We start from the raw sequence: 25,223 nt of genomic DNA on the forward strand, positions 1-25,223 counted from the left end.
CCTTGCTTGCAAGTTATGCAATATTATAAGTATAATCAGTGTGCCGTTACCAAGACTCGAACTTGGGACCTCGTCATTACCAATGACGTACTCTACCACCTGAGCTACAACGGCAAGTTTATATATTATGATAATGAATAACACAAAAAAGAATAAGGAAAAAGAAGAGGAGAAAAAAAGATTAGCGAAAGCTTTAAAGCAAAATATTTTGAAAAGAAAAAAGCAGCAACAGAGTAGACAGAGAACCCTTTCAAAACTCGTTTGTGGTGAGGAATTTTTAGGAGAAAGCACCGCAGAATACTCGAATGTATTTGAGAACGACAAAATTACCATCAGAAACTTAAGTTTTGAAGGAGGTATCATGCCAGAACTACCGGAAGTGGAAGTAATCTCTAATTTTTTGCTTGATAAAATTAAAAACAAGCAAATCAGTAATGTTATAGTGAATAATTGGAATTTACGTGCCCCAATAACAAAAAATATTGATGATATGCTAAAGGGCAAAGTCATACGCAACATCAAGCGTAGAGGTAAGTATACCATCTGGAATACAGACGGTAGTGTGGCTGTAATCATACATCTTGGCATGAGCGGAAAGCTTATATATGCTGACCACGATCAAATGCGGAATAAGCATGATCACGTGGTATTTTTATTTTCTGACAATACTTCAATAATTTTTAATGACCCAAGAAGATTTGGATTAGTTATCGTTTTAAATAAAGAACAAGAAACGGATTTTTTTAGCGATTTTGGAATAGAGCCCCTCACGGATGAATTCAGTGGAGACTATTTACAGGAGTTGCTGAAAAACAAAAAAGTGAATATCAAATCAGCGTTAATGGACAATAAATCAATAGTTGGCGTAGGCAACATATATGCTTCTGAGAGCTTGTTTAGAGCCCGTATATCACCACTCAGGTCAGCAAAAAACTTGACCTATAGAGAGTGCGAAAAACTTGCTGCTGAAATAAAAAATACTCTGAGTGATGCAATTGCTGCAGGTGGTTCAACACTGAAAGATTATGCACAGCCATCTGGATCTGCTGGATACTTTCAAAATAACTTTTACGTATATGGTAAAGTTCAAAAACCTTGCAAGATTTGCAATAATATCATAACACTTATACGACAAAATGGCCGTAGCACTTATTTTTGCAACGCGTGCCAGAATTAAGATTTTATTTTTTGATATGATATTTTCACTTGAAAAAGATCCATTTGATTTGTTTTCAAAGTGGTACAAAGCAGTACTTAATTCTCCGTGTGAACAACCAACTGCAATGACGCTAGCAACTTGTAGCAAAGACTGTATTCCATCTGCAAGAGTGGTATTACTAAAGGAATATAGCAAAGAAGGTTTTGTGTTTTTCACTAACGTAAACAGTAAAAAAGGGAAAGAATTGACTGAGAACCCCAAAGCTGCGTTAGTGTTTCATTGGATAGAATTTGCTAGGCAAGTGCGAATTGAAGGAGAGGTTAAACTTCTAAACGATGAAAGAACTGACAAATACTTCTCTTCTCGAGCGCTGGGTAGTCAAATTAGCGCATGGTGCTCAAAACAATCGAGCATTCTGAAAGATTGGCAAGATTTTGAGCAAGCTATAAAATTGAAGGAAAAAGAATTTCACAATACACAAGTTTCTCGTCCTGATTTTTGGGTGGGATTTTGCGTAATCCCAAAAGTAATTGAATTTTGGCAAGAAGGTGAATATAGGAAGCATATTAGATTTAGATACACTCTTGTTGAGGGAAGCGATTGGAAAGTGGAACAACTATATCCTTAAAAATGGTTGCGGGAGTAGGATTTGAACCTACGACCTTCAGGTTATGAGCCTGACGAGCTACCGAGCTGCTCCATCCCGCGTTGTTGCTTATTTAGTTATTATATATACAAATAATGAAAAAAGAAAAATAAAATTTCACCACATGCAAATATCGACACACTTATTAACTTTTCTTGACATAATAGTTGGTTATATACGTAACAATCTGCGCAATGAACAATATATAGCCTTTCTTATAATAGTCCGAATGCGATAAGATATGTGTTTATGGCTATAGCAGGCCAGTAGCATATTACGGTCTGTTCGGATTATTGTAAAAAGAGCTATAGAACCAAAGTGGAAAAAGGCATTAAAATAGGCGATCAAGTAAAATTATCAGCAAAACTCTTCCCTCTAAAGATTGCGTCCTCGGAGTATGCATACGATTTTGCAAGAATAGCATATTACCAGAAAATAAGTGCAACAGGCTTTGCAACAAGCAAAATAGCTTTGCACAAAAAGGCTGAAGCAAGGAAATTTCAAGAATATATAGAATCTTTCCGTCAATACATTTATGAAAACCTGCAGCAAAATATCAAAAAACCACATGCGGATATAATCTCTGCATTACTGATCGGTAAAAAAGATGGCATAGATCAAAAAACTATGGACGCGATACGAGATTCAGGTATAGCACATTTGTTTTCCATATCTGGTTTGCATTTATCATTTGTTGCTGGCCTGTTTTTTGTAGTGTTTCGTAATTTATTTGCAACATCTGAAACTTTGACTCTTAAGTATAATACCAAGAAAATATCTGCATTCCTTACTATCTTGCCAACCACGTTTTATTTGTTGATTACCGGCATGCAAATTTCTGCTCAGCGTGCCTACATCATGGTGATTTTAGTACTCGTTGCAATAATGATAGGGAGAAAATATCGAGGGTTATAGCTCTTTTTACAATAATCCGAACAGACCGTAATATGCTACTGGCCTGCTATAGCCATAAACACATATCTTATCGCATTCGGACTATTATAAGAAAGGCTATAATAGCAATTGCGTTTGCTGCTTCAGTGATACTCTCAGTAGAACCAGAAGCAATTTTAAAGCCTGGCTTTCAGATGTCATTTTCTGCTGTTTTGGCACTGGTTGCCAGTTATCAAATTAATGCTAATAAGTTGTTCAAAATAAAAATAATGAAATATTTTGTATCGATAATGATCAGCTCAGTAATAGCAAGTTTAGCAACTGTTCCGTATACGATATATAATTTTAATTGTTTTTCAATTAGTGGCATTATCACAAATTTAGTTGCTATACCAATAGTTACATTAATTATTATTCCACTTGGAATAATCTATGTTTTGTTGATTCCTTTCGGTATTGAATGGATTATAGCGCCACTTGTAGAACGCCCAATTGACAGCATTTTGTATATAACAAACGCTATCGCTAGTCTTCAGTATTTGGTTATTCCCATTCGTACTTTTCCTGCCTCATCAATTATTATAATAACATTTGGGTTATTGTGGCTGTGCTTGTGGGAAAGAAATTGGCGCTTCTTCGGAATTTTCTTTATTGTGTTGGGTATCTGCTTTAGCACCGCATATAAAACCCCCGACATCCTAATAAATGCTGATAATGTTGCTGTAAAAGAAAGTGATAACTTACTATATTCTCTCACCAGGAAAAATAGGAACTTTGTTGTCAAAACATGGGCGAAGCAAAATGGGCAGAACCAAATTTTGAATCATACAAAATATAGCAACCCAGATAAAAGGCTAAAGTGTAACGATTATGGCTGCATATATAATAAAGGAAATAATAAATTAGTGCTGCTAGCTTATAAAAAAGAAGATATTTCAGAAAATTGTGATAAAGTTGATTTAACAATTCAATTAAGTGAGTTTGACTATTCAGCTTGCAACGCTAAAATTGTTAAACATGCTGATCTAGAAACGTATGGCACATATTCTGTTTGGTTAACAAATCGTTACGTAAAGATTAGTACAGTGCGCTCCAATAGGCCTTGGCACATGTTGAAAAATTAAGAAACTTGATTTTAAGGTTTGGTTAATGTATACCTAAATAATTTTAAACTAGAAAAATGTTATGGTTACAGACACTAAAGATCCTTTCAAAGACTATTTTGATTTTTTAGGATTTAGAAAACTTTCTGACCAGCCCAGTAGAATTTTGAGCTCTATAAGAAAGTATTCTGGTACTATATCGATAGCAAGTACCATTGCTACTCTTATAGCATTTACTGCCTTTTCTATTCAGCCTGTTACAGTAAGTATTGCTGGGTTTGCGTTCACGCCAGCACCTCTTGCCTTTATTCCTCTTATAGTTCTCTTATTTACTGCTGTTATAAACTTTATAAATACACAAAAAATAAAAGAGAATGAAATAGATAAAAAAATAGGAAACTATCAAGTTGATGAACAGTACAGCCAGATTGCTCAAGAAGCTAAAAAAATTGAAATTGTAACAAATTTAGATAAAAAGGGGGAAAAGCTTTCAATAGTTTTACCAATTTCTAAGACGCAGAGAGAAATACTAGAAGATATAGAAGCAGAAAATAGAAATAGGATTCTCTTGTTTACTGGATCATATGTATTTGGTACTATTATAGTAGTTTCAGCAATATCACAATCCATTAATGCTCCAATAATATTAATAGCTTTATTAGTCGCTATTCTTTTATGCATCATATCAACACTTAGCAATCTAATAAGTAATAGCGTGGATCATGAAAATCATACTATTAGAAAACACAGTTTTTTAGGTCTTCTATTTCCATACTGGTCTGGAAAGGGCATGGTTGTATCAGTAGTAGAAAATAAGCTTGGTAAAAGGGAAAATGAACTAATATCTCTAATGAAAAAACTACTTAGTCCGCTTTGCAACTCATTTGACAGTAACCTTAAAAAAGCTTGCGATTTACTTGATAATAGTCTTTTAAAGCCTGCAAATATTAACATTAAAGAAACGCTTGATCACCTAAAAAAAATCAGAGAAGACATCAAAAAAGATTTAGATTGGCTACATGCAGAAATTTCAGAAGTTTTAAACAACACTAAAGAATTGACAAAAAAAGCACATTCACTAGATATTGAAGGTACTTTTTCTAGGTTAGAGAATGCTATTAAAATTGCTGAAGATAAAATTGAACGATTTGAACCAAGCCGCTTTGTAGGCTGGCTTCAATCAACTACGCAGTCTAATAATAACGAGTTCCTTAGCATGCTAAAAAAGTTAAAAGAGGATACAGAAGAGGAAAAAACGGAATTGAAGGAGCAATTAAACGTAGTAAGGAATGAATTAGAAGAAATAAAAAAGAAGCAAGCTCAACCAAGTACGCCTGATTTAGAAGCTAACAATGGAAATAATACTAATAAATTATTAGTATTAGAAAATAAAGTCAAAGAACTACGTGACACAGTTAGAAAGTTAGAGCTGGAAGCAGAACAAAATAAGCTGCAGCAAAAGAAGGAAAAGTTAGAGCAAAAAAAATCTGAACAAGAAAAAACAGATGAATGGAAAGAAAAAATCAACGGCAAACCAAGTGACTTTCTATATTATTTATTAGAATCTATTAAGCTGGAAGAAAAAGATAATAAAGAAAAAAAGGTTGAGGCAACATTACGAGATTTTGATAATAAAGTTACAATCTACTGGAAAGATGGCTCTCAAACAATTTGCCATATTAAAAAACAAGGTGATCTGCAAATTGAGTCTAGTGCAACAATGTTTACAGACCCAAATGTTCAAGCAGCATGGGAAATGGCGCGGGGTAAATCACTATAGATCACTTAATAATAACCTTAAGTGTTAATAATGATAAAGAGAAATTAAGGTTAGACACCTATATAGCTGAAAAATGCAACATATCACGCAGCAAAGCGCAAAGATTGATACAAAATGAGCAGGTGAAATTACTTGGCACACCGATAATTAATAATGACTACATAGTAAAACCAGATGAAGAGTATGTGGTGCATCTCGTTCAACCTGACATATCCACATCAATTGAGCCTAATTATGACATAAAACTTAATATCGTCTATGAAGATGAAGACATTATAGTTCTGAGTAAACAAAGTGGATTAACGGTACATCCAGGTGCTGGGACAAACAATGATACGCTTTTGAACGCAGTTATCGCTCACCTTGGTAAAATCCCATATACCCATGTGAGACCAGGAATTGTTCATAGACTCGATAAAGATACCAGTGGGCTAATGGTAATTGCAAAAAATGAGGAAGCCCATGGTTTTTTGTCTGAATTGTTATCAAATCGTAAAATAAAGCGAGAATATTTAGCAGTAGTTTGGGGAGCATTATCTTCCCAGCAGGGAACTATAGAAACTAACATTGCTCCAAAGCGTGGTAATAAAGAAATGATGTGTGTTACAAAAACAACGGGCAAATTAGCAATCACTCATTACTCAGTAGAGAAAGTTATAGGACAAGCAAGCCTCGTTAAATGCACTTTAGAAACAGGTAGAACGCACCAAATTCGAGTCCACATGAGCCACATAGGACATTCTATAGTTGGTGATCAAGTTTATGGGAAAAATAGTAGTAAAAGCGCAAAATATGCTAAAAACTCTAGTTTTATTCGTAATTTCAATAGACAAGCACTACATGCTTATACACTGGGCTTATATCACCCCAAAAGTAAGGGATACATGGAATTTGTCTCTGATTTACCGCAAGATATAAAAACTTTAATTGGTGAGTTTGACAACATATCTTAATAACATTCGTATTATAGCTCTTTTTACAATAATCCGAACAGACCGTAATATGCTACTGGCCTGCTATAGCCATAAACACATATCTTATCGCATTCGGACTATTATAAGAAAGGCTATAATTAATGAAAGAAAAACTGCTGCACTACCTAGATCTTTCACCTTTTTTGAAAGTATGTGTTGTTCACTGGAAATACGCTCAATTGTCGTTTCAAAAGCAGTGTTAACAATTTCCACAATTAACACCAGGAATAGGCTGCTTATCATTACTGCACGTTCTAGATTACTTACATCCAAAACAAACAAAATTGAGACACATACTATAAAAAGCAGTAACTCCTGTCTGAACGCAATTTCTGATATAAAAGCTGATTTTATTCCTTCACAAGAGTATTGAATTGCTTTTATTAGACGAATAATGACCTTCTTCATTATTATTCACAAAACCCTTTAATCAAAATTTCAACTCATTTGGATTTGCTACACCCTATAGCATTTTTATCATTTGTTCACCCTATTGGTTTTGAAATTAAGATTTACCGCAACTACAATAAGTACTCTTATCATCACATTTTGGTGTTAAGTCAGGATAGAACGTGAGTATAGCATCATTCTTTCTTACAAACACTGATTGATAATTGTCATCTTCCATTTCATATAGACACATTCCATCTTTTCCTAATTCCTTAAACGCCTTAGTTGCAGAAATTATCGGCATGAAGGTTATATGCGTATCCATTTGGGCATATATAGCTCTTTCCATAAAAGTCCGGATGTGATAGGATAAGGGTAGATGATGATAGGGAGGTTGAATGCCAGCAGCATATAGTTATGATTTAAGAAAAAAAGCAATGGAAGCGCTAGACGAAGGAGAAAGCAGAGAAACAGTGGCAGCAAGATTTAAGATTGGACGAACTACTTTATGGGAGTGGCGGCAAAGAAGAAAAGAAACAGGAGACTTTCAATCAAAAAAACTTGGAAATGGGGGTTACAATCACAAAATTACCGACTGGGATACGTTTGCCAAATTTGCCAGAGAACACGGAGGAAAGACTCTATCGGAAATGGCTAAACTTTGGAACAACGTTAGTATCCAAACGATCTATCGAGCCCTTAAAAAAATTGGATTTACGCGCAAAAAAAGACATATGGATACAAGGGAAGAAACGAAGAAAAACGTGCTGAATTTTTGAAAATTATAGCGACAAAAGAACCTAAAAACTTAGTGTATATAGATGAGTCTGGCATTGATAACACCGAAGACTACCCCTACGGATATTGCCAGAAAGGACAGCGGTTTTATGCCTTAAAATCTGGAAAGAAAACTCAACGAATCAGTATGGTTGCAGCCTTAAGTGGAAGAAAGATAGTTGTTCCGTTAACCTTTGAAGGCCACTGTAATATGGATGTTTTTAATGGATGGTTTGAGCAATTTTTGACACCGATCTTGGAACCTGGACAGACTGTCATTCTTGACAATGCTACTTTTCATAAGTCTGATAAGATTATCGAGCTTGCTAAAGGGGTTGGTGCAGAAATTTTGTATCTGCCGCCTTATTCTCCAGATTTCAACAAAATTGAGCATCATTGGTTTGCTATAAAAAACAGAGCCAGGAAAAACATTCCTCTATTCGAATCCTTTCGTCGTGCTGTTGATTCTGCCTTCCTATGACCTGTTCGGACTATTATGAGAAATGCTATACTACATAAGGCCTAATTTCCGGAAGATCAACTTTTTGGTGAACATAAGGTTTTCGCATATTACAAGCTCTCCTCCGCATTCGCAAATATTAGGCAACTCTATTTTTACTACTTTATCCGCTTCCATTGTGGCATGAAAATTTCCTTTATGCCCAACCTGATCGCCAACATTCCTTTCGCTTTTTGGCTTGTCCTTTTTTATTTTGTATAGCTCTTTTGAGCTGGGCAGGGATGAGTTTTTTGAATTTAAACCGAGCCTTTCCTTTAATTCAGCGTTCTCTATCTTTAAAGCTTTACTTTCTGTTTTTAAGTTTTCTATCTCTGCTTTCAGTTTTTCTATTTTTTGCTGTAAATTTTTGCAAAGTTCTAAAAGGTTTACCATATTACCTCACTTTTGCTCTATGATTATCTTTTTAGATCACTTTGTCTACCTTATTCTACCACTCCGCTGAACGGATACCTCGGGTTAGCTATAGCTAACACCACAATTGTACTAACATTGTGATTTGAGAACAACCTTCACCAGAAAGGGTGTCATTCCAGTGTTAAGCACTGGAATGACGAGAGGTAACGCAAGAAGTTTACTCTTAATAAAAACCTGATGATGAATCATTATTACCAAATTTCGGCCTATTTCTGTTGCTGAAACCAGAACGAGGACGAGGAGGCCTCTTATGGTGACTTCCTCCAGGTTTTCTACTAAATGAATTATTGTAATAATTATCCCTGTCATTTGGACCATCTTTCCTTTCCTCGTTGTAAAGCTCACCTTCAAAAAACTCTCCCGTCTCTTGGTCAACCCGACGTCTTGACAACTTTGGACACCCACCTTTTTCGAAGTCAATTACTAGTGCTTTGAAAGTATCATCTTGTTTAAGTACGCTCTCTATAGAATCTATATGTTCATTAGCTACTTCACTTATGTGCATTTTTCCTTTTCTGCCATTAAGAAATTCAAGCTCTACAATAGACTTCTCTATTCTTACAACCTTGACATCAACTATAGAACCTTGTTCTAGTTCTGTTATTGAATCAATCATCATACTCTTTGCAATTTCAGCTTCAGTGCCACTCGTAGCAAAAACAGAAACTTTACCATCATCTCCTATTTCAATTTTTGCATTACTTCTTTCACACACACTGCGTATATTTTTCCCCTTAGAACCTATAGCAGCAGAAATTTTGTCTTTATCTATGTAAAATGATAACATCCTTGGTGCATGGTCTTTGACATCATCACTGTGTTCTGAAATCACTGCATTCATTTTTTCTAAAATATGTAATCTTCCAGCTTTTGCCTGTTCTAAAGATTTTTCAACAATTTCAAAGCTTATACCAGAAATTTTCATGTCCATTTGTAGCGCCGTAACCCCTTCACTAGTTCCTGCTACTTTAAAGTCCATATCACCAAGATAATCTTCATCACCAAGTATATCGGAAAGTATTACATACTCGTCTTTATCTTTGATGAGACCCATAGCAATTCCAGCAACAGGGGCCTTTATTGGCACACCCGTATCCATTAAAGCAAGAGAAGTCCCACAAACTGTTGCCATAGAAGAAGAACCATCAGACTCCAAAATTTCGGACACTACTCTTATTGTATAAGGAAATTCAGACTTATCGGGTAAAACAGGATGAATTGCTTTCCAAGCAAGTTTGCCATGACCGATTTCTCTTCTTCCTGGTGCACGCGCAGCAGAAGTTTCTCCAACAGCAAATGAGGGAAAGTTATAATGCAACATGAAATGCTCACGTCTATCCCCTTCAATATCATCCACAATTTGCTCATCTTGAGTGGTGCCAAGAGCAGTAACAACCAGTGCCTGAGTATTGCCTCTTGTAAATAGTGCAGAACCGTGAGTTTTGGACAGAATATCAACTTCAACTTCTATCTGACGTATCTCATCATGCTTACGACCGTCTATCCTTACACTTTTCTTCCTAATTATTTCACGTACTAAAGATCTTTCAAAGTTTTTTACTGCATACGTAATTAACTTTTCGTCTTTTCCAGTTTCTTTAAGAGTATTCAATATATTCTCTCTGATCGCTTCTAGAGCTTGAACTCGCTCTTGTTTTACTGTTTGCGAATATGCTTTTTCAAAATCTTTACCGTATTTTTCGAGCTCTTGTGTTATATCTGATGCATCAATAGGGGCAAAGCTCTCAGGTTTATTGCCAATTGTATCAGCAAACTCTTTTATGAGCTTAATGACAGGCTTAAGGTGTTCATGGCCAAATTTTATTGCATTAAAAACATTTTCTTCAGAGAGCTCTTTCACTTCTGATTCAACCATTAAAATTGAATTTTCATCACCAGACAAAAACAGATCCAAGCTGCTTGCTTTCATCTCTTGAACAGAAGGGTTGAGTATATAGTTATTATTTTCATCACAACCAACCATCACTCCAGCTATAGTAAAGTGAAAGGGAACACCAGAAATTGCAAGAGCTGCAACAGCACCAATCAATGCTGGCACTTCAGGAGGATTGACTGTATCATAAGTTAATAGATTGCACACCACACTAATTTCATCATGAAATCCTTCTGGGAATAGTGGTCTTATACTTCTATCTATTACTCTTGAGATTAAAGTTTCTCTATCAGATGGCTTGCCTTCTCTTTTAAAAAACCCGCCAGGGATCTTACCCATGGCATAGCTTTTTGCGATAAACTGCACATTTAAAGGTAGGAAATCAACGCTTTCTTCCTTCTTTTTACGTACAACAGTTACTAAAACAGAAGTATCACCGTAATTTACAACTACTGAACCATGAGCTTGGCGTGCTATTTTTCCTGTTTCTAAAGATAAGGCACGACCACCCCAGTCTATAGATTTTTTTATAATTTTAAACATATTAAATTCCTCGATTATTTTCTAATGCCTAACTTCTCTATTAATTCCTGATAGGCTTCATTACCAAATTTACGCTTTATATAATTTAAGTGCTTGCGTCTTCTACCTATCAATATAAGTAAACCACGCTTAGAGTGATGGTCATGCTTGTGCACTTTAAAATGCTCAGTTAAGTTACTGATCCTCTCGGTCAAAATTGCACATTGTACAAAAGATGAGCCTGTATCATCTTCTTTAATTGCATATATATTTATCAAACTCTTTTTCTTTTCGGATGTTATCGACATCTAAACCTCATTTTAAATATTAAAAACACGAATAGGTTTCACACAACCATAGATAAAACTGCAGATTGCAATAGGTACACTACCCACCACCGCACAACAAATATCATGATTCTTTAAATTACGCAAGTTATTTCATACAACTTCCTGACCTTTTCTGATTTTCCCCGCATCTTCTAGGGAAATTTCAACTTTGAACATCGATTTTAAAGCCGATTCAATGGGGATGACGAAACTTTTTGTATTACTCCCTGTCACTCCATCATCTTCTGTCATCCTACCCCCCTCTGTCATCCAAGTAGCTGACACTGGGATGGCTTTGTTGCATCGCTCTTCGGATAGTAGGTAACGCACAATAAATTTATGAAGCTATCTCAAATTTAGCCATACCAATATCAGTGAACTTATTGAGCAAATAGCATTTATAGTCTTTCTTATAATAGTCCGAATGCGATAAGATATGTGTTTATGGCTATAGCAGGCCAGTAGCATATTACGGTCTGTTCGGATTATTGTAAAAAGAGCTATAACAAGTAGTTCCTTCTCTCTATTTGTCTCAGATTTATTCCTAAAACTAAACCCGAATGTTTGTTTCAGTCGCGAGAAAAAACTTTCTATATAAGATCTTTTTCCATAACTCATCTCTTTTTTCCACTTCTTTATACCATCTTCATCATATGACTTTATGAGCTTGACTGCAGAATTTCTCTCAGCCATATAGTCTAACTTTGGATGCTCTGCTGCGTTGTTTTTCGGAGGAATTTTCGTTTTTATACCATATTGATTACACAGCTTATAGAGCTTTTCTCTGTCATATGCCCTATCTGCATATAGTACTTTTATGACATACTGAAAATCGACTTCTTTTAGCAAATCACAAGCTCCATAGTGATCAGCCGTTACTGTATTTTACAGCTATGGCTTTTTTCCTGTTTGTATTCAACATTACATGCAATTTTCTTGTCTGTTCATAGCTGCGATACTTTCTATCTTCGCTATTTCCTTTGCTATGACCAGGAGTGTTGTTGTATATACTAATTCCTGTACTGTCTATAGCAATTTCGATATCTTCCATATTATTTTCTGCAATCATTGATCTTAATATTGAGTTTCTTAAACCTTCTTGATGATTGTGAATAGCTGATAACTTGCAAATTTTTCCCAATTTGCTCAAGGTATCCTGCTATAAACCCAACTGTTTGCCTCAGGCCTATTCTAAATAAACAAGTTATTATGTGCACCAAAATTACAACTTTATCGCTATAAATATTGTTGCCACCTGGTATTTTTGGACCATTCTCGTACCACTTTTCTATGGCTTCGTTGATATAATGAAAAATATTTCCTCTTTTTTCTAGAAATTTGTTATATTCGCTATGGTTACTGACCCTCATTTTTTGTGGCATATTTTTTCTTTCAAGGTTAAATGGCTATTTTATAATGAATTTTGTCAGTAGCCACCAGATTTTTTCAGTTGCTATGCAACAAAGCCATCCCAGTGTCAAGCACTGGGATGACATCGGAGAGTAAGTTGTTGTGTTTTTTTTAGTAAGTTGCTCAATTGTCACTGATTCATTTTCTCTAAAGTCACCTACCATAGTTCTTCTTAATTTTGTAATGTGTCCAAAACAATTTAATGCAATTCCAAGATCACGAGCAATTGATCTTACATATACACCACTACCGCATATCATAGAAAAATTTGCACTATTATTTATCTTACTATTACCCACAAATATAAATGTACTTATAAATAAAGTATTACAATATTAAAGTTTGCAAATATTGAGGGTGTAAAATGGCAAGTAAAAGTAGTGAATGGGCTAAAAATGAATTTGGAGATAAAAGGTTAACTGAGCGATTAGTAAAGATTGCTGATATGTTTGACAAAATTACCTGAAAGTTAGATTAATCAAGCATGTGAAAGTTGGTCAGAAGCAAAAGCAGCATACCGTTTTTTTCAAAATGAGAATGTAAAAGAAAGTGATATTTTAGCTACACATATTAATAAGACGGTTGAGAGAACAAAAGCTCACAAGAGGGTTCTTGTCATTCAAGATACCAGTTACATTGTATATAATAACCATAAAAAAACAAGCGGATTAGCAAATTTGTCCAGTTATGATACTGCAAAAGGTATTATCATGCATACAGCTCTTGCCGTTAGTATAGAAGGTTTGGTACTAGGGATACTAGATCAAAAAGTTTATTCAAGACCTGAAGAAACTGAGAACCTTAAAAAAAGAGCGATCGCATTGAAGATAAAGAAAGCGTAAAGTGGTTGGAAACTTTAAGAAAAACAAATAATATTATTGATCCAACTCAAACTGAGACTATAACTGTATGCGATAGAGAAGCAGATATATATGACTTTTTTGAGCTTGCACATAATCTTAATTCGGCAGTGCTAGTTAGAGCATGCAGAGATAGAGCAGTAAATAGAAAATCTCGATATCCTGAAAAAGGTGAGCAGAAGTTATGGGCATTTATTAAATCCTCTCATTGTGCAGGTACGGTAGAAGTTGAAGTTCCTGTAAAAGATAATAAGCCAAAAAGAACAGCACGTTTGGAGGTTAGATTTGGAAAGTTTATGATGAATCCATCTAAGAATAATATTAGGCATAAGACGGAAGAACTACCTAAATTACCACTTTATGCAGTTTATGTTGTTGAGAAAACTCCCCTTCCCTTAAAAAAAACCTCTAGAATGGATGCTATTAACGAATCTTTCAGTTATAGCTCTTTTTACAATAATCCGAACAGACCGTAATATGCTACTGGCCTGCTATAGCCATAAACACATATCTTATCGCATTCGGACTATTATAAGAAGGGCTATACTATAATTTTATGCATTAGGGCTGTTATAGCCACCATCTTCTTCTTACCACTTTCAACAAGCTTAGAATAAAAGGCGCCAAGTATAGATTTTGACCTTGTAGCAGCCATAGCGGCTGTAAAGAGCTTTGAACGAACGTTACTTCTACCACCTGTAATCCTTCGGTAACCAACAGCTTTACCACTTTCTTTTGGATGCGGTGCAACTCCGGCAAGACTTGCTACTTCTTTTCTGTTTAAGTAACCAAGCTCTGGCATTAAACACAAAAAATCTTGTGATAACTTTTTACCTATTCCAGGAACTGTTTTAAGAATTTTTTGGCGTTGTTGTAATTCGCGGCTTTCATCAATAATCTTTTGTATAGTATAGCCTTTCTTATAATAGTCCGAATGCGATAAGATATGTGTTTATGGCTATAGCAGGCCAGTAGCATATTACGGTCTGTTCGGATTATTGTAAAAAGAGCTATATCATTGAGTTCGTTTATTTGACTATCGAAAAACTCAATGGTCTTTTGACAGCTTTCTTTTATATGATCATTTTCCGGTGCTTCAAGTCTGCATTTTTCTTGAGTTCTCATTTGCGTAATATCATCACGACGTTGACAAAGTGCAGCCAAAGTTGATTGTTCTGTAGAGGTAGGTACAAATAGAGAGATAGTTCTATGGCGTTCAAATCCATATTGAGCAAGAGCTCTTGCATCTAGACTTTGCTAAAGTTCCGTGAGATAAAATAAAGCTTTTTACTTTACGAGTATTAGCTCGATGCACGGCAATATTTTTGTCGGTAAGAAAATGTGATAAGCCAAGCTCATATTTCCCTGCATTTTCTAAAGTCACTAAAGCATTAGGTAGAATATCTGAAAACTCTTGAAATAATTGTTGCCAACCAGAAGCATTATTATCAAATTCGACAGCATTCTTCTGTTTGTGAATTGCAACGACATTTTTAAATTTTCCGATGTCAATGCCAATAAAATTTTGATAAGATGTAACCATAATAAACCTCGATAGTTTTAGTTAATTTAAGATTGTAAACGGGTGCATATATATGTCCCAAGCAACTATTCAAACGTATCGAGAGATAGGGCTAGCGTACCTTGATACCAACGGTTGTAATACCAATTTCCTTTCGGTCGCGCACGCCCGCTATTCCTAGTGAGCAGGGTTATCTTTCTCTCTTATCTCTTTTATATCACGTTTTTAACTTACAATTGCCTTAGATGGAAAATAGAGATATTACATAAAATTTTAAATTCGGTCTCAAAGTTGAAGAATGTAGGCTTGGAATAGCAGAAAGACTAATGAGATATCTAACAGTTGTGAGTATTATTGCTTGGAGGATCTTCTTTATTACATCAATTGCAAGAGCTAACCCAACATTACCATGTATAGCCTTTCTTATAATAGTCCGAATGCGATAAGATATGTGTTTATGGCTATAGCAGGCCAGTAGCATATTACGGTCTGTTCGGATTATTGTAAAAAGAGCTATACTACCTTATTAGCTGAAGAGGAATGGAAAGTTTTATACGTTAAAATACACAGAAAACCATGTCCAAGTGTAGTTCCCAACATAAAAGAAGCTGTTTCATGAACTTGGAGGCCATTTAGCAGGAAAAAATGACCCAGAACCAGGACCTTATGTTCTTTTGAAAGGATATAAACATCTCTTTGATTTAGCAGAAGGATGGCGAATTGCTCACGAACCTCATATTTGTGGGTAATAGTAAGTTGTTAGCGGGATCTGGAGATACCGCGGCGGTATGACGTAGGGAATCTTACTTATTATAGCTATAGTTCTACATGAATTACAAAAGTAATATTTACTAGATCTTAATATTTTAGATCTATATTTTAATAAATAATGAGCTGTAATTAGTATGAATAATCCATTTAAAAGTGAGAACTATAAAAAAAATCTCGATTCTCTGATCAAAGCTGTAAAGCTAGGAAATGCAGAGAAACAATATAACAAAACGTTAAGGGATTTATCTCATGCATTAGAAGGTTTTACAGGTGAGGCAAAAGGTATAGCTGAGTTTGTTATATATACTGACTTGAACAATTATGTAGAACAGCCATTAGGTCTTTTTAAAACATTAATGAATAGAATTTTGGGAAAAAATTTTCCAACCAAGAACAGTAGTATAAGTAATTTTGTAAATGATGAGTTGTCAAGTTTCACTTTAGAAACAGCAGCTAAGTATACAAGAATTTTAAAAAAAATTGATCTCTTGGAACAATTAGAAAAAGATTTCAGAAAAAATAATATTTTAAAAGATTCTTTAAATTTAGAACAAAGTGAAAAGAGTCAAGGAAAAGATAGATCACACGAAGTGAGTTTGGAAGGTAGAAAGCAAAAGGAAGGTACTTTTGAGCTGCGAAAAGAAGAACAGCCGAAAGAAAAATTAGGTGGTAATCGCATGAGGCAAATAAAGCGACCAACAACAGCACCTCCGGCTGCTCCAGATTCGAGGAAGGTACGCTTTAAATCAGAAATATCCTCAGATGGAGAAAGCAAGGCAAAGTCTACATCTTCTTTACTAAAAGGAGCTAATAGTTTTAGTATGCCTGATGCTAAGGAAAATCCTTCTGAGGATTCAGGCTATGAAAGTTCATTAGATCAGGGGTCTGAATATGAAGACATATCAAATTATCAAGAGAAGAAGAGTAAAATTTTAATAGAAAATTCGCAGAGTTCAAAATCGCCCAAAGAAGAGCCAATTTATGCAACAGTTCCTAAAGAACATATAGAAGCAAAAAGAGAACGTAAGCAGAAACAACAACCTCAATCCCTCGTACCACCAAAACCACCGCAAGTGCCAAAAAAAATGTTTACTACTGGTCAAGAAGTTAGACAAAAATCGAAAGTGGTAATCAAAGATAAACCTGCAGTACCGCCAAAGCCTAAAAATCTAAGCCGTGCTAATCAAAAAGTAAGCACAGAGCCAAAAGTAGTAGGAGTAATTCTTAAAAAATCAGCTGAAAGAGTACCACTAAAATCTGAAAATCAAGACAATAGGAAATCAGCACAAAAAGCTGCTGGTAAGGCGATACCAAAAGTAGCAGCAGCTACTATAGCTCTTTTTACAATAATCCGAACAGACCGTAATATGCTACTGGCCTGCTATAGCTATAAACACATATCTTATCGCATTCGGACTATTATAAGAAAGGCTATATGAAAGGAGGAGCTAATCGCGAGATGGGCAGTAAAGTAAAGGCATTAAAAGAAAAATTTGAGCAAAATCAAGCAAAAGGAAATGCTAATGTACAGCTTGCTGAAAGCAAAACCACTCCAGCAGCACAAGCGGATATCGGTGTGAAGAAAAAACAATCTCATTCATTTCTAACAGAGAATAAAAGATCTGCAACGAAACACGTAACAGCAAAATCTGATCCAAAACTCATGTCAGCAAAAATTCCCTTCTCACGCATGCAAATGTAAAGGAAATGGTTGCACAAATTGAGAAAGGAAAAGGAGGAAGATAGTATAGCCTTTCTTATAATAGTCCGAATGCGATAAGATATGTGTTTATGGCTATAGCAGGCCAGTAGCATATTACGGTCTGTTCGGATTATTGTAAAAAGAGCTATAACATTTGGGAAAAAACATATGTGTCAAGTCAAGAGATTGTGAGCAAATTTAGGAAATTATAGCTAAACTGACTTAGATTTACCGACAATTTGAAAAACCGTCATTCCGCTAACTATAGTATTTTCAAAAGCGAATGATAAAGGTATAATATGTTTTTTAAAGTAGGGAAAGCGATGGTATATAGTGTAGATTTAAGGGAAAAAGCAGTGTCTTTGGTAGAAAAAGGAAAGTCAAAGGTTGAAGTTGCAGAGGTTTTTGAGATAGGGATAGCAACACTATATAGATGGCTAAAAAAGAAAGCTACTGGCCAAGGTCTCAAAGCGGTAAAAAGTACTGGTTTTATTCGAAAAATAGATCCAGAAATACTCGAAGAATATGTCAAAAAACACCCAGATCACACACTAGCAGAAATGAAACAAAACCTTGGCTTTGGGATAAGTGCAATTTGGTATAGATTAAGACAGCTAAAAATAACCTTTAAAAAAAGTCACATTCTATCAAGAGCGCAATCAAGAAGATAGGCAGCAATTTATCGATAAAGTCTCAAAAATAGACCACTGTAGCATTTTATGTATAGATGAAGCAGGAGTTGATAATAGACTATACCGAGAATATGCACGAGCTCCAAGAGGAGAAAAAATATATGCTGATGTTCCAGGAAAAAAGCGGGAAAGAGTGAGTATAATAGGTGGATGAGAAGTTTATTGCACCAATGACCTTCACAGGAGGGTGTAATAAAGATATATTTAATGTATGGTTAGAGCGAAGATTACTTCCACAATTACAGCGTGATACAACCATAGTTATGGATAATGCTACATTCCATAAAACTCCCAAAACAAAGTCATTAATAGAGTCTTTTGGCTGTCATTTGCTTTATCTTCCAACATATTCACCTGATCTAAATCCGATAGAGCATTGTTGGCACACCATCAAAAGTTGCCTCAGACCTCTAATGCATCAATGTACAGACTTACACCTTTTATAGCTCTTTTTACAATAATCCGAACAGACCGTAATATGCTACTGGCCTGCTATAGCCATAAACACATATCTTATCGCATTCGGACTATTATAAGAAAGGCTATATAGTTGAAATAGCGCAGTTACTCACCCCATAAATTTGGTGCTCTCTTTCAATCAAAGGTGTCTTGCTGCTTGAAATGTTTTCTTTGTAAAAATTTGGCTTATCTTTATATCATCTCATTCAAACAGCATTAACATAACTTATGCCTTTTTTGGATGTAGAAATTTTCTAGGAATTGTCTTTTTGAATTCTATGGTATTTTGTTTAACATTGAAACAAGAGGCCAGTGTCACGCACTGGCATGACACCCATTTGTTCCTATAGTTGTCTTTTCTCGTCTACCTTATTTTGCCACTCTGCTGAACAGATACATAAAGAAAGTGGAAAATTGGACATTCTCAACTCGGCTCCTGCAGATTAAAAATTAAGTTGAATAAAAATTGGATTTGACGCAGTTTTTTCCCATAGTTTAAGAAATTAAAAGTTTAACGATTAGAATTATAATTACAAACCACAATAAAAAATAGACTTTTCCATTTGATTTATTTTTAATTTGGATGTTTTCTAATTTTTTATCAGCTATTAGGTTCAATTTTTCTATAAGGCTAAATATTCCTTGGATTGTTTTTATGGGATAAGAACTTCTAATTTTTCCCCTATACCCTATTTTATTTTCATGTTGACTGCTTATCCACGCTTCAACTACTTTCCACATATTGATTTCTGAGTAGATCTTTCTACATGTCCCTTCCAGTAAAATCATAGTTTTCTGCAGCAATAACAATTGTGTTTGAACTTTCATATCAAAATCACCAGTTATTTTTAATAGCTGAGCAAGTAAACTAGCAAATGAAATCTTCTGTATAGGCTGCCCAATAATGGGTTCACCTATTGCCCTGCAAGCTGTGACAAAATTTCTATGCTGTGATGAAACATAACCAGCTCTAAAGTGCATTTTTGCAACGTGATCATAATCCCGATTTAAAAAGCCTTTGAGTATCTCTATAACGTAATAGCATGTCTCACGATCTATTCTACCCATGATTCCACAATCCAGGGCAATAATATTGTTATTACTATCAACCATTAGATTTCCAGGATGCATATCAGCATGAAAAAAACAATCCCTGTATACTTGATTGCAAAACGATTCTATAAGATTGATAGCTATTTGCTTACGATTATTCAGTTTTTCAACTTCGTATATTGGCGTTGCTTCTATCCATTCTAATGTTAAAACCTTTTTCGAAGTTCTATTCCAATCTATTTCAGGTACGTAAAAACCTCTGTCATTTTTTGTGTTTTCCTTTAGTTCCGAAGAGTGAGCAGCTTCAAAACGTAGATCTAACTCTAATCGGCAAATTTCAGCAAAAGTTTTGACTAATTCAATTGGCCTCAGCCTTTTTGATTGTTCGCTAAATTTTTCTGCAATTTCTGCAAGCCAAGAAAGCATTTTTATATCCCTTGAGAATGTTTTCTCAATATTTGGCCTTAAAACCTTCACAGCAACTTCTTTACCCTCAGTTGTAACCGCTCTATGCACCTGAGAAATCGATGCTGCTGCAATTGGCTTTTCAGAAAAGCTTGAAAAAATGTCGCTCAATTTACAATTAAACTCACTTTCTATAGTTTTAACTGCTATTTTATGTGAAAACGATGGCAATCTATCACATATCAATAACAAGTTATTTGTTATATCCTCATTTAAAACATCAGTACGTGATGAAATAGACTGCCCAAACTTAATGAACACCGGACCTAATTTTTCAAGAGCACGCTTTAGTTTATGGCCTTGTATCTTATTTATTGATTTCTTTGATGGTGGAAGTAAATAAGGTAATATATTGTAACGCGTCAGCACTGTAGTTATGTGCAGAAGACGCAAAATATTTTGAATCATTTCGCTGCGTAACTGCTAAATATTTCATTTAGGGTTTTACCCTTCATAATCTCACCAGGCTTACCTTGGCAGTAGATAGTATTATTTATACAAATTATGTAATCTGAGCATGGTAGAGCAGAGTTAAGATCATGAGAAGTCATAAGAATCGACACTAATCGGTTTTTTGCTATTTTGCTTATAATATCATAGAACTTAGCCCGTGCGTTAATATCCATTGCACTAACTGGCTCATCTAGAATGATCAAGTCAGGCTCTGCAATTAAACAACGTGCAAGCAGTAATAATTGTGTTTGCCCTGCAGAAATTTCTAATACTTGATTTTTCAAAATGTTACCGATACCAGCCAACTCTATCGTTTCTGTAATAATGGATTGATTTTTCTTTAGTCTTTTCAAGGAGCTATTTAAAAGAAAATATTCAACTGTTATTGGCATCAAATTACTAATACTAAAATTTTGCGGCATGTAGCTAATTTTTGTGTTCTCAGCTAACACAATATTTCCAGTATAATTTTTATTTATACCAGCAATTGCTTTCACTAAAGAGGTTTTACCTCCACCATTTGGACCAAGTATTGTAATTATGTCTCCTCTTTCCATGAACATATTGATATTGTCAAGGATTCTTTTACCATCATATGCGAGAGCAAGATTTTCTATTTTTAGAACACGATTATTGACATTATTCAATTTATTGACAAAATTTAACTTCTTCTCAACGTTTATATGAGACATTTACTGGCTTTTTTTCTATTACTTTCACTTACACTATACTATAATATTGCCTTTTCATCCAATTTAAAAGTTGTAGCTACAATCAAACCTATCCACTCACTTGTAGCTTCTGTTACAGAAGGGATTTTAGAACCGGAATTGCTTGGCTATGCAACATCTGCACATAATTATATATTAAAGCCATCTGATGCGAGTAATTTAGAATCAAGTGACGTTATATTTTATGTTGACGATAACTTAGAGACGTTTGTTCAAACTTTCGCCAAAAATAATAAAGAACTAGTGCAATTGTCAAAGGCAATCAACCTACTTCCTACTCGGCCACATTCATTTTCTAGAAAAATCACTCACATTCAAGATGAAAAAGATTTACACATGTGGCTGAGTCCCGAAAATGCAAAGAGCATGATACTTTCTATAAGTGCAACATTGTCTGACATAGATAAAGGAAATTCCCATCGATACAGTTCTAATGCAACAAAAGCTATAAAAAAAATAGACCAAGAAGTAAAAGAAATCATGAAAGAACTGAATGATTTTAAAAATCAAAAATACATCGTTACTCATGATGCTTATCAATATTTTGAAAAATATTTCGGTCTAAATCATCCAAGCGCTATTCTTTCCATAGAAGAGGATTCTTACATAGGTATGAAGAGTTTAATGAAGCTAAAAAAGATAATGAAGGAAGAAAACGTTAAATGTATATTTGCTCATTCACAGGAAGATAGCATAAAGCCTAACGCCCTTTCTAATGACGCAAAAATGGTAGTTCTTGATCCTATTGGATCAGACATAGAGCCTGGGAAAGATGCATATCTAGCTATAATCAATAGCATTGCACAAAATTTTAAGTCTTGTTTTGTTGAGTAATAAGTTCCCTTTTAGCTTACTGTTTTATTGTTCTACAAATCAAGAAGAAGTGAGTTTACAACAAATGGTGTCATTCCAGTCTGGAATCCAGCTTTTTCATAATCATCAAAACGTTGTATTTTAACATAAAACGGCTACTTTTATGCTTACTAACTTAATAAAATTCCTGGATCCCAGACTGGAATGACATCGTAGGGGTGCTGGCCTGATAACCGTCATCCCGCTACTTGTTAGCGGGATCTAGAGATACCGCGAATGAATCGCGGTATGACGGTTCGCGGCAGCATGACGATAAGGTTTATACCTTGTCATCCCAGTGCTTGACACCGGGATTGATTTATCTTGCCTACCTTATTTTGCCACTCCGCTGAACGGATACCATATTATGCAGGTTTAGAATTATGCTTTATTCTTACGTTTATGTCTTGATTCAATGCAACCAATAAATTAAGCAAGTATTCTAAGGAGAACCCTTCGACTTTTGATCTATTGATTTGAGATACTTTAGGTTGATCAATCTTTAGAGCATTTGCTGCTTTTTTCTGTGTTTTGTACTTCTTACCTATTAATTGTGCAATGACCTTTATTAATTTCAGTTTTGTATCTTTCACATCCCCCAACTCTACTATTATAGGATAACTTAATTGTAAATTTTGCATAATAATAAAATTCCTTATAAAAAAATTACTTTAGTTTTTCTTCTTTAAATAACACATGCCTTCTGACTACTGGGTCATACTTCCTAAACTCCAGTTTTCTGGTGAGCTTTTTTGGATTACGCTTTTTTACATAAAAATAGCCAGTTGATTTTTCTTCACCAGTTTTTGTTATCTTGATTGCAGTGCTGACTAACTTAACGAGCAAAGAAGCATTTTTTTTCGCCATACTTATAATGATATAATAAATTCTATGCGAGTTTATTACGCAAAATACTAAAAGTCAATCGAATAATGCAGATTGCAAAATCCTTGACAATCAACAGTGCATTAAGTAGCATAAAGTTAACTTCAGAATAAAAAGCAAACGGTAAATAAGTGACAAATAGTGGTAAAAGGGTATTATTGATAGAAAATTCTATCTGTTCTAATGAGGTAAGAGTTGCCTTGTCAATTAATAACAAGGTTGTAGAATTTGAACAAGAATTCAAGGAAAAAAAACAATTAAGAGGTAATATATACGTTGCTTATATAAAGCGTATAGAGCCTTCTTTGCAAGCCGTATTTATTGAATATGGGAAAAATAAGCAAGGTTTTTTGTCTTTTTCCGAGATATCTCTAGATTACTTCAACATTCCAGAAAAAGAAAAGGAAACTATCTTTGAGGGCTACTCAAATGACGATTGTATAGAAGAAGCCTCAGCAAATGTTTCTTCAGATTCTGCAGCTAGTAAGAATGTCAACGAATCAGGTAGTGGTTTTGTAAGAGAGGTACCTTTATATAAAAAATACAAATTACAAGATGTTATTTCAGTAAATCAAAAAGTATTGGTCCAGCTAACTAAAGAGGAACGAGGCAATAAAGGAGCTTCATTTACAACATACATAACTTTAGTGGGTAGATACTGTGTTTTCATGCCAAATTCCATGAGCAAAGGTGGAGTGTCCCGCAGAATTGAAGATGCTAATGTCAGAAAGCAGTTAAAGGAGATACTGAGTTCGATAAACTTGCCAAAAAGATCAGGTTTAATAGTAAGAACTGTTGGTTCAGGAAAAAATAAGAAAGAAATTGAGCAGGATTACAATTACTTATCCTCATTATGGCAGAGCATTCAAAAAAATGCCTTCTCTGTAAACGTTCCATCATTAATTTACAATGAAGCAGATGTAATTATGAGATCTGTTCGTGATTTTTGTAGCGATGGTATAGAAGTTATAGTGTCTGGAAAGGAAGCTTTTGAGGCAGTTAGGCAATATGCCAACAATGCACTAAAAGGTAGTAAGTTGCGCTATAGATTGTATAGAGGTTATGCTCCGATCTTTACTTACTACGGAATCGAAGATCAAATTTCTGAGTTATATAGCAATAGAGTAGAATTGCCATCTGGTGGGTCTTTGATAATAACTTTAACTGAGGCGTTTGTTTCAATAGACGTAAATTCAGGAAAGATGACAGGAGAAGATAGCATAGAAGAAACAGCTTATAGAACCAACATGGAAGCAGTACCTGAAATATCAAGACAGGTGAATCTTAGGGGCCTATCAGGATTAATAGTAGTCGATTTTATTGATATGTTGAAATATCAGTATTGCAGAGCTGTTGAGTCTGCTATAAAGCAAGCGTTTAAAGATGATAAAGCTAAAGTTCAATTTAGCTACATAAATGACTTTGGTTTAATGGTATTTTCAAGACAAAGAATTAAACCAAACATACAAGAAATTAATACTACAGAGTGTTTACACTGCAAAGGTACTGGAAGAGTAAAATCAAACGAAGTAATTGTTTCATCAATACTAAGGGATTTACAACATATTGCTAACAAGAATCGAAATAAGTCTTTTGATTTAGTAGCACACAGTGCAGTTATAGCGCACATTTTTAATAACAAACGCAATACAGTTTCTACAATCGAAAAAGAGTTTAATATTACATTGAACGTTAGTATTGATAACAGTTTAGATGTAAATACATTTGTTTTAAAACAAGGAGATGATGTTAATTTAAACGGTTATAAGCCATTACAGAACTCTGGATACCAAATTGGGGATAGCAGCAATGAAGAAGCTGATAATTCAAATAAACTACGAGGCAATTTTTGGCTGACTAAGTGGCTTTCGCGCCTTTTAAGTTCTAATAACTAATTAGAAACCTAAATTGGGCTTGTAATTAATGAGCCCTATACTTATATATTCTTATATCAGATAATATTTAC

The 25,223-nt window shown here is 34.7% G+C and carries 22 protein-coding genes, 2 tRNA genes and 11 pseudogenes; 17 read left to right on the top strand and 18 right to left on the bottom strand.

The window, feature by feature from the left end; all coding sequences use genetic code 11:
* Positions 1 to 41: 41 nt before the first annotated feature.
* Positions 42 to 114: transfer RNA gene (locus tag OPR46_RS00655), tRNA-Thr, on the bottom strand.
* A 247-nt stretch (positions 115 to 361) separates the two neighbouring features.
* Here OPR46_RS00655 and mutM point away from each other — a divergent pair.
* Complete coding sequence (gene mutM / locus OPR46_RS00660) at positions 362 to 1,177, top strand: bifunctional DNA-formamidopyrimidine glycosylase/DNA-(apurinic or apyrimidinic site) lyase (RefSeq protein WP_010963068.1); 816 nt, start codon at positions 362 to 364, stop codon at positions 1,175 to 1,177.
* Positions 1,178 to 1,193: 16 nt separating this feature from the next.
* Positions 1,194 to 1,787 (top strand): pyridoxamine 5'-phosphate oxidase, encoded by a 594-nt coding sequence (gene pdxH / locus OPR46_RS00665; protein ID WP_022626142.1) that lies wholly within the window; start codon positions 1,194 to 1,196, stop codon positions 1,785 to 1,787.
* 3 nt (positions 1,788 to 1,790) lie between these two features.
* On the opposite strand, the gene OPR46_RS00670 is transcribed toward pdxH, so the two are convergent.
* Both OPR46_RS00670 and OPR46_RS06590 read right to left on the bottom strand, forming a co-directional pair.
* A tRNA-Met gene (locus OPR46_RS00670) sits at positions 1,791 to 1,867 on the bottom strand.
* 109 nt (positions 1,868 to 1,976) lie between these two features.
* The gene (locus OPR46_RS06590; protein WP_265043460.1) at positions 1,977 to 2,153 is read right to left on the bottom strand and encodes a hypothetical protein; all 177 of its coding nucleotides are present in this window, start codon (positions 2,151 to 2,153) and stop codon (positions 1,977 to 1,979) included.
* On the opposite strand from OPR46_RS06590, the pseudogene OPR46_RS00680 reads away from it, so the two are divergent.
* From OPR46_RS00680 to OPR46_RS00695, 4 genes and pseudogenes are all read left to right on the top strand, one after another.
* Positions 2,109 to 2,717, top strand: a pseudogene (locus OPR46_RS00680) (ComEC/Rec2 family competence protein); the annotation flags it as partial. The gene OPR46_RS06590 and the pseudogene OPR46_RS00680 overlap by 45 nt on opposite strands.
* A gap of 95 nt (positions 2,718 to 2,812) precedes the next feature.
* A pseudogene (locus OPR46_RS00685) lies at positions 2,813 to 3,823 on the top strand (ComEC/Rec2 family competence protein); the annotation flags it as partial.
* Positions 3,824 to 3,884: 61 nt separating this feature from the next.
* Positions 3,885 to 5,582, top strand: coding sequence for a hypothetical protein (locus OPR46_RS00690; RefSeq protein WP_265043462.1), 1,698 nt, complete (start codon positions 3,885 to 3,887; stop codon positions 5,580 to 5,582).
* Positions 5,573 to 6,535 (top strand): RluA family pseudouridine synthase, encoded by a 963-nt coding sequence (locus OPR46_RS00695; RefSeq protein ID WP_265044036.1) that lies wholly within the window; start codon positions 5,573 to 5,575, stop codon positions 6,533 to 6,535. Before OPR46_RS00690 ends, OPR46_RS00695 begins: the two co-directional genes overlap by 10 nt.
* An 84-nt stretch (positions 6,536 to 6,619) precedes the next feature.
* On the opposite strand, the gene OPR46_RS00700 is transcribed toward OPR46_RS00695, so the two are convergent.
* Positions 6,620 to 6,964, bottom strand: coding sequence for a diacylglycerol kinase (locus tag OPR46_RS00700; protein WP_265043464.1), 345 nt, complete (start codon positions 6,962 to 6,964; stop codon positions 6,620 to 6,622).
* A gap of 97 nt (positions 6,965 to 7,061) precedes the next feature.
* Positions 7,062 to 7,278: pseudogene (locus OPR46_RS00705) on the bottom strand (EndoU domain-containing protein); the annotation flags it as partial.
* A 66-nt stretch (positions 7,279 to 7,344) separates the two neighbouring features.
* Here OPR46_RS00705 and OPR46_RS00710 point away from each other — a divergent pair.
* Positions 7,345 to 8,204 (top strand): IS630 family transposase gene (locus OPR46_RS00710; RefSeq protein WP_265043306.1). Its coding sequence is split into 2 segments (ribosomal slippage): positions 7,345 to 7,669 and positions 7,669 to 8,204, totalling 861 coding nucleotides; the frame shifts between segments, so codons are not numbered across the junction.
* Positions 8,205 to 8,232: 28 nt separating this feature from the next.
* Here the strand turns inward: OPR46_RS00710 and OPR46_RS00715 are convergent.
* The 6 genes and pseudogenes from OPR46_RS00715 to OPR46_RS00750 all read right to left on the bottom strand — a co-directional run.
* A pseudogene (locus OPR46_RS00715) lies at positions 8,233 to 8,615 on the bottom strand (DUF6444 domain-containing protein); the annotation flags it as partial.
* Between the two features lie 205 nt (positions 8,616 to 8,820).
* Positions 8,821 to 11,094 (bottom strand): polyribonucleotide nucleotidyltransferase, encoded by a 2,274-nt coding sequence (gene pnp / locus OPR46_RS00720; RefSeq protein ID WP_265043466.1) that lies wholly within the window; start codon positions 11,092 to 11,094, stop codon positions 8,821 to 8,823.
* A 14-nt stretch (positions 11,095 to 11,108) separates the two neighbouring features.
* Positions 11,109 to 11,381, bottom strand: a complete 273-nt coding sequence (gene rpsO, locus OPR46_RS00725; RefSeq protein WP_006279944.1) for a 30S ribosomal protein S15 — start codon at positions 11,379 to 11,381, stop codon at positions 11,109 to 11,111.
* A 132-nt stretch (positions 11,382 to 11,513) separates the two neighbouring features.
* Positions 11,514 to 11,732, bottom strand: a complete 219-nt coding sequence (locus OPR46_RS00730) for a hypothetical protein (protein WP_265043467.1) — start codon at positions 11,730 to 11,732, stop codon at positions 11,514 to 11,516.
* Between the two features lie 174 nt (positions 11,733 to 11,906).
* Positions 11,907 to 12,784 (bottom strand): annotated as a pseudogene (locus tag OPR46_RS06925) (IS5 family transposase); the annotation flags it as partial.
* Between the two features lie 90 nt (positions 12,785 to 12,874).
* Positions 12,875 to 13,096, bottom strand: a pseudogene (locus tag OPR46_RS00750) (tRNA pseudouridine(55) synthase TruB); the annotation flags it as partial.
* Between the two features lie 80 nt (positions 13,097 to 13,176).
* Between OPR46_RS00750 and OPR46_RS00755 the strand changes: the two are divergent.
* Both OPR46_RS00755 and OPR46_RS00760 read left to right on the top strand, forming a co-directional pair.
* Positions 13,177 to 14,113, top strand: a pseudogene (locus OPR46_RS00755) (IS4 family transposase); the annotation flags it as partial.
* The gene (locus OPR46_RS00760; protein WP_265043471.1) at positions 14,090 to 14,224 is read left to right on the top strand and encodes a hypothetical protein; all 135 of its coding nucleotides are present in this window, start codon (positions 14,090 to 14,092) and stop codon (positions 14,222 to 14,224) included. The pseudogene OPR46_RS00755 and the gene OPR46_RS00760, both read left to right, overlap by 24 nt.
* Here OPR46_RS00760 and OPR46_RS00765 read toward each other — a convergent pair.
* Together OPR46_RS00765 and OPR46_RS00770 are read right to left on the bottom strand one after the other, a co-directional pair.
* Positions 14,214 to 14,582 (bottom strand): annotated as a pseudogene (locus OPR46_RS00765) (transposase); the annotation flags it as partial. The gene OPR46_RS00760 and the pseudogene OPR46_RS00765 sit on opposite strands and share 11 nt — an antisense overlap.
* Before the next feature lie 104 nt (positions 14,583 to 14,686).
* Positions 14,687 to 15,215: pseudogene (locus OPR46_RS00770) on the bottom strand (IS110 family transposase); the annotation flags it as partial.
* 216 nt (positions 15,216 to 15,431) lie between these two features.
* Here OPR46_RS00770 and OPR46_RS06595 point away from each other — a divergent pair.
* The 3 genes and pseudogenes from OPR46_RS06595 to OPR46_RS00780 form a co-directional block, all read left to right on the top strand.
* Positions 15,432 to 15,607, top strand: a pseudogene (locus tag OPR46_RS06595) (IS4-like element ISWosp2 family transposase); the annotation flags it as partial.
* Positions 15,608 to 15,711: 104 nt separating this feature from the next.
* A pseudogene (locus OPR46_RS06600) lies at positions 15,712 to 15,943 on the top strand (IS4-like element ISWosp2 family transposase); the annotation flags it as partial.
* Between the two features lie 156 nt (positions 15,944 to 16,099).
* Positions 16,100 to 17,404, top strand: coding sequence for a hypothetical protein (locus OPR46_RS00780; RefSeq protein WP_265043472.1), 1,305 nt, complete (start codon positions 16,100 to 16,102; stop codon positions 17,402 to 17,404).
* A 154-nt stretch (positions 17,405 to 17,558) separates the two neighbouring features.
* On the opposite strand, the gene OPR46_RS00785 is transcribed toward OPR46_RS00780, so the two are convergent.
* Positions 17,559 to 17,780, bottom strand: a complete 222-nt coding sequence (locus tag OPR46_RS00785; protein ID WP_265043473.1) for a hypothetical protein — start codon at positions 17,778 to 17,780, stop codon at positions 17,559 to 17,561.
* 186 nt (positions 17,781 to 17,966) lie between these two features.
* Here OPR46_RS00785 and OPR46_RS00790 point away from each other — a divergent pair, with 186 nt between their 5' ends.
* From OPR46_RS00790 to OPR46_RS00800, 3 genes are all read left to right on the top strand, one after another.
* Positions 17,967 to 18,338 carry a transposase gene (locus tag OPR46_RS00790; protein WP_265043474.1) on the top strand — a complete coding sequence of 124 codons (372 nt, stop codon included), beginning with the start codon at positions 17,967 to 17,969 and terminating at the stop codon, positions 18,336 to 18,338.
* 167 nt (positions 18,339 to 18,505) lie between these two features.
* Positions 18,506 to 18,805, top strand: a complete 300-nt coding sequence (locus tag OPR46_RS00795) for a transposase (RefSeq protein WP_265043476.1) — start codon at positions 18,506 to 18,508, stop codon at positions 18,803 to 18,805.
* Positions 18,781 to 18,909, top strand: coding sequence for a hypothetical protein (locus tag OPR46_RS00800; protein ID WP_265043478.1), 129 nt, complete (start codon positions 18,781 to 18,783; stop codon positions 18,907 to 18,909). Before OPR46_RS00795 ends, OPR46_RS00800 begins: the two co-directional genes overlap by 25 nt.
* 404 nt (positions 18,910 to 19,313) lie before the next feature.
* Here the strand turns inward: OPR46_RS00800 and ubiB are convergent, their stop codons facing one another.
* Positions 19,314 to 20,744: a 2-polyprenylphenol 6-hydroxylase gene (ubiB, locus tag OPR46_RS00805; RefSeq protein WP_265043479.1), complete on the bottom strand. Its 1,431-nt coding sequence runs from the start codon at positions 20,742 to 20,744 to the stop codon at positions 19,314 to 19,316.
* Complete coding sequence (locus OPR46_RS00810; RefSeq protein WP_265043480.1) at positions 20,741 to 21,481, bottom strand: metal ABC transporter ATP-binding protein; 741 nt, start codon at positions 21,479 to 21,481, stop codon at positions 20,741 to 20,743. Before OPR46_RS00810 ends, ubiB begins: the two co-directional genes overlap by 4 nt.
* On the opposite strand from OPR46_RS00810, the gene OPR46_RS00815 reads away from it, so the two are divergent.
* Positions 21,473 to 22,354, top strand: a complete 882-nt coding sequence (locus tag OPR46_RS00815; protein ID WP_010962934.1) for a zinc ABC transporter substrate-binding protein — start codon at positions 21,473 to 21,475, stop codon at positions 22,352 to 22,354. The two genes, OPR46_RS00810 and OPR46_RS00815, sit on opposite strands and share 9 nt — an antisense overlap.
* 383 nt (positions 22,355 to 22,737) lie before the next feature.
* On the opposite strand, the gene OPR46_RS00820 is transcribed toward OPR46_RS00815, so the two are convergent.
* Together OPR46_RS00820 and rpmG are read right to left on the bottom strand one after the other, a co-directional pair.
* Complete coding sequence (locus OPR46_RS00820; protein WP_096616492.1) at positions 22,738 to 23,013, bottom strand: helix-turn-helix domain-containing protein; 276 nt, start codon at positions 23,011 to 23,013, stop codon at positions 22,738 to 22,740.
* A 25-nt stretch (positions 23,014 to 23,038) separates the two neighbouring features.
* The gene (gene rpmG, locus OPR46_RS00825; RefSeq protein ID WP_064124823.1) at positions 23,039 to 23,239 is read right to left on the bottom strand and encodes a 50S ribosomal protein L33; all 201 of its coding nucleotides are present in this window, start codon (positions 23,237 to 23,239) and stop codon (positions 23,039 to 23,041) included.
* A 149-nt stretch (positions 23,240 to 23,388) separates the two neighbouring features.
* Here rpmG and OPR46_RS00830 point away from each other — a divergent pair, with 149 nt between their 5' ends.
* Positions 23,389 to 25,152, top strand: coding sequence for an Rne/Rng family ribonuclease (locus tag OPR46_RS00830; protein WP_264329440.1), 1,764 nt, complete (start codon positions 23,389 to 23,391; stop codon positions 25,150 to 25,152).
* Positions 25,153 to 25,223: the final 71 nt, after the last annotated feature.

The organism is Wolbachia endosymbiont (group A) of Scambus nigricans, from assembly GCF_947251485.1.
GTDB lineage: Bacteria > Pseudomonadota > Alphaproteobacteria > Rickettsiales > Anaplasmataceae > Wolbachia > Wolbachia pipientis.

Coding starts and splice junctions, on each gene's coding strand:
- mutM (WP_010963068.1), top strand. CDS start 362: ATGCCAGAACTACCGGAAGTGGAAGTAATCTCTAATTTTTTGCTTGAT.
- pdxH (WP_022626142.1), top strand. CDS start 1,194: ATGATATTTTCACTTGAAAAAGATCCATTTGATTTGTTTTCAAAGTGG.
- OPR46_RS00690 (WP_265043462.1), top strand. CDS start 3,885: ATGGTTACAGACACTAAAGATCCTTTCAAAGACTATTTTGATTTTTTA.
- OPR46_RS00700 (WP_265043464.1), bottom strand. CDS start 6,964: ATGAAGAAGGTCATTATTCGTCTAATAAAAGCAATTCAATACTCTTGT.
- pnp (WP_265043466.1), bottom strand. CDS start 11,094: ATGTTTAAAATTATAAAAAAATCTATAGACTGGGGTGGTCGTGCCTTA.
- rpsO (WP_006279944.1), bottom strand. CDS start 11,381: ATGTCGATAACATCCGAAAAGAAAAAGAGTTTGATAAATATATATGCA.
- OPR46_RS00760 (WP_265043471.1), top strand. CDS start 14,090: ATGCTATTAACGAATCTTTCAGTTATAGCTCTTTTTACAATAATCCGA.
- OPR46_RS00780 (WP_265043472.1), top strand. CDS start 16,100: ATGAATAATCCATTTAAAAGTGAGAACTATAAAAAAAATCTCGATTCT.
- OPR46_RS00785 (WP_265043473.1), bottom strand. CDS start 17,780: ATGCTACTGGCCTGCTATAGCCATAAACACATATCTTATCGCATTCGG.
- OPR46_RS00790 (WP_265043474.1), top strand. CDS start 17,967: ATGTTTTTTAAAGTAGGGAAAGCGATGGTATATAGTGTAGATTTAAGG.
- OPR46_RS00800 (WP_265043478.1), top strand. CDS start 18,781: ATGTACAGACTTACACCTTTTATAGCTCTTTTTACAATAATCCGAACA.
- ubiB (WP_265043479.1), bottom strand. CDS start 20,744: ATGATTCAAAATATTTTGCGTCTTCTGCACATAACTACAGTGCTGACG.
- OPR46_RS00815 (WP_010962934.1), top strand. CDS start 21,473: ATGAGACATTTACTGGCTTTTTTTCTATTACTTTCACTTACACTATAC.
- OPR46_RS00810 (WP_265043480.1), bottom strand. CDS start 21,481: ATGTCTCATATAAACGTTGAGAAGAAGTTAAATTTTGTCAATAAATTG.
- OPR46_RS00820 (WP_096616492.1), bottom strand. CDS start 23,013: ATGCAAAATTTACAATTAAGTTATCCTATAATAGTAGAGTTGGGGGAT.
- rpmG (WP_064124823.1), bottom strand. CDS start 23,239: ATGGCGAAAAAAAATGCTTCTTTGCTCGTTAAGTTAGTCAGCACTGCA.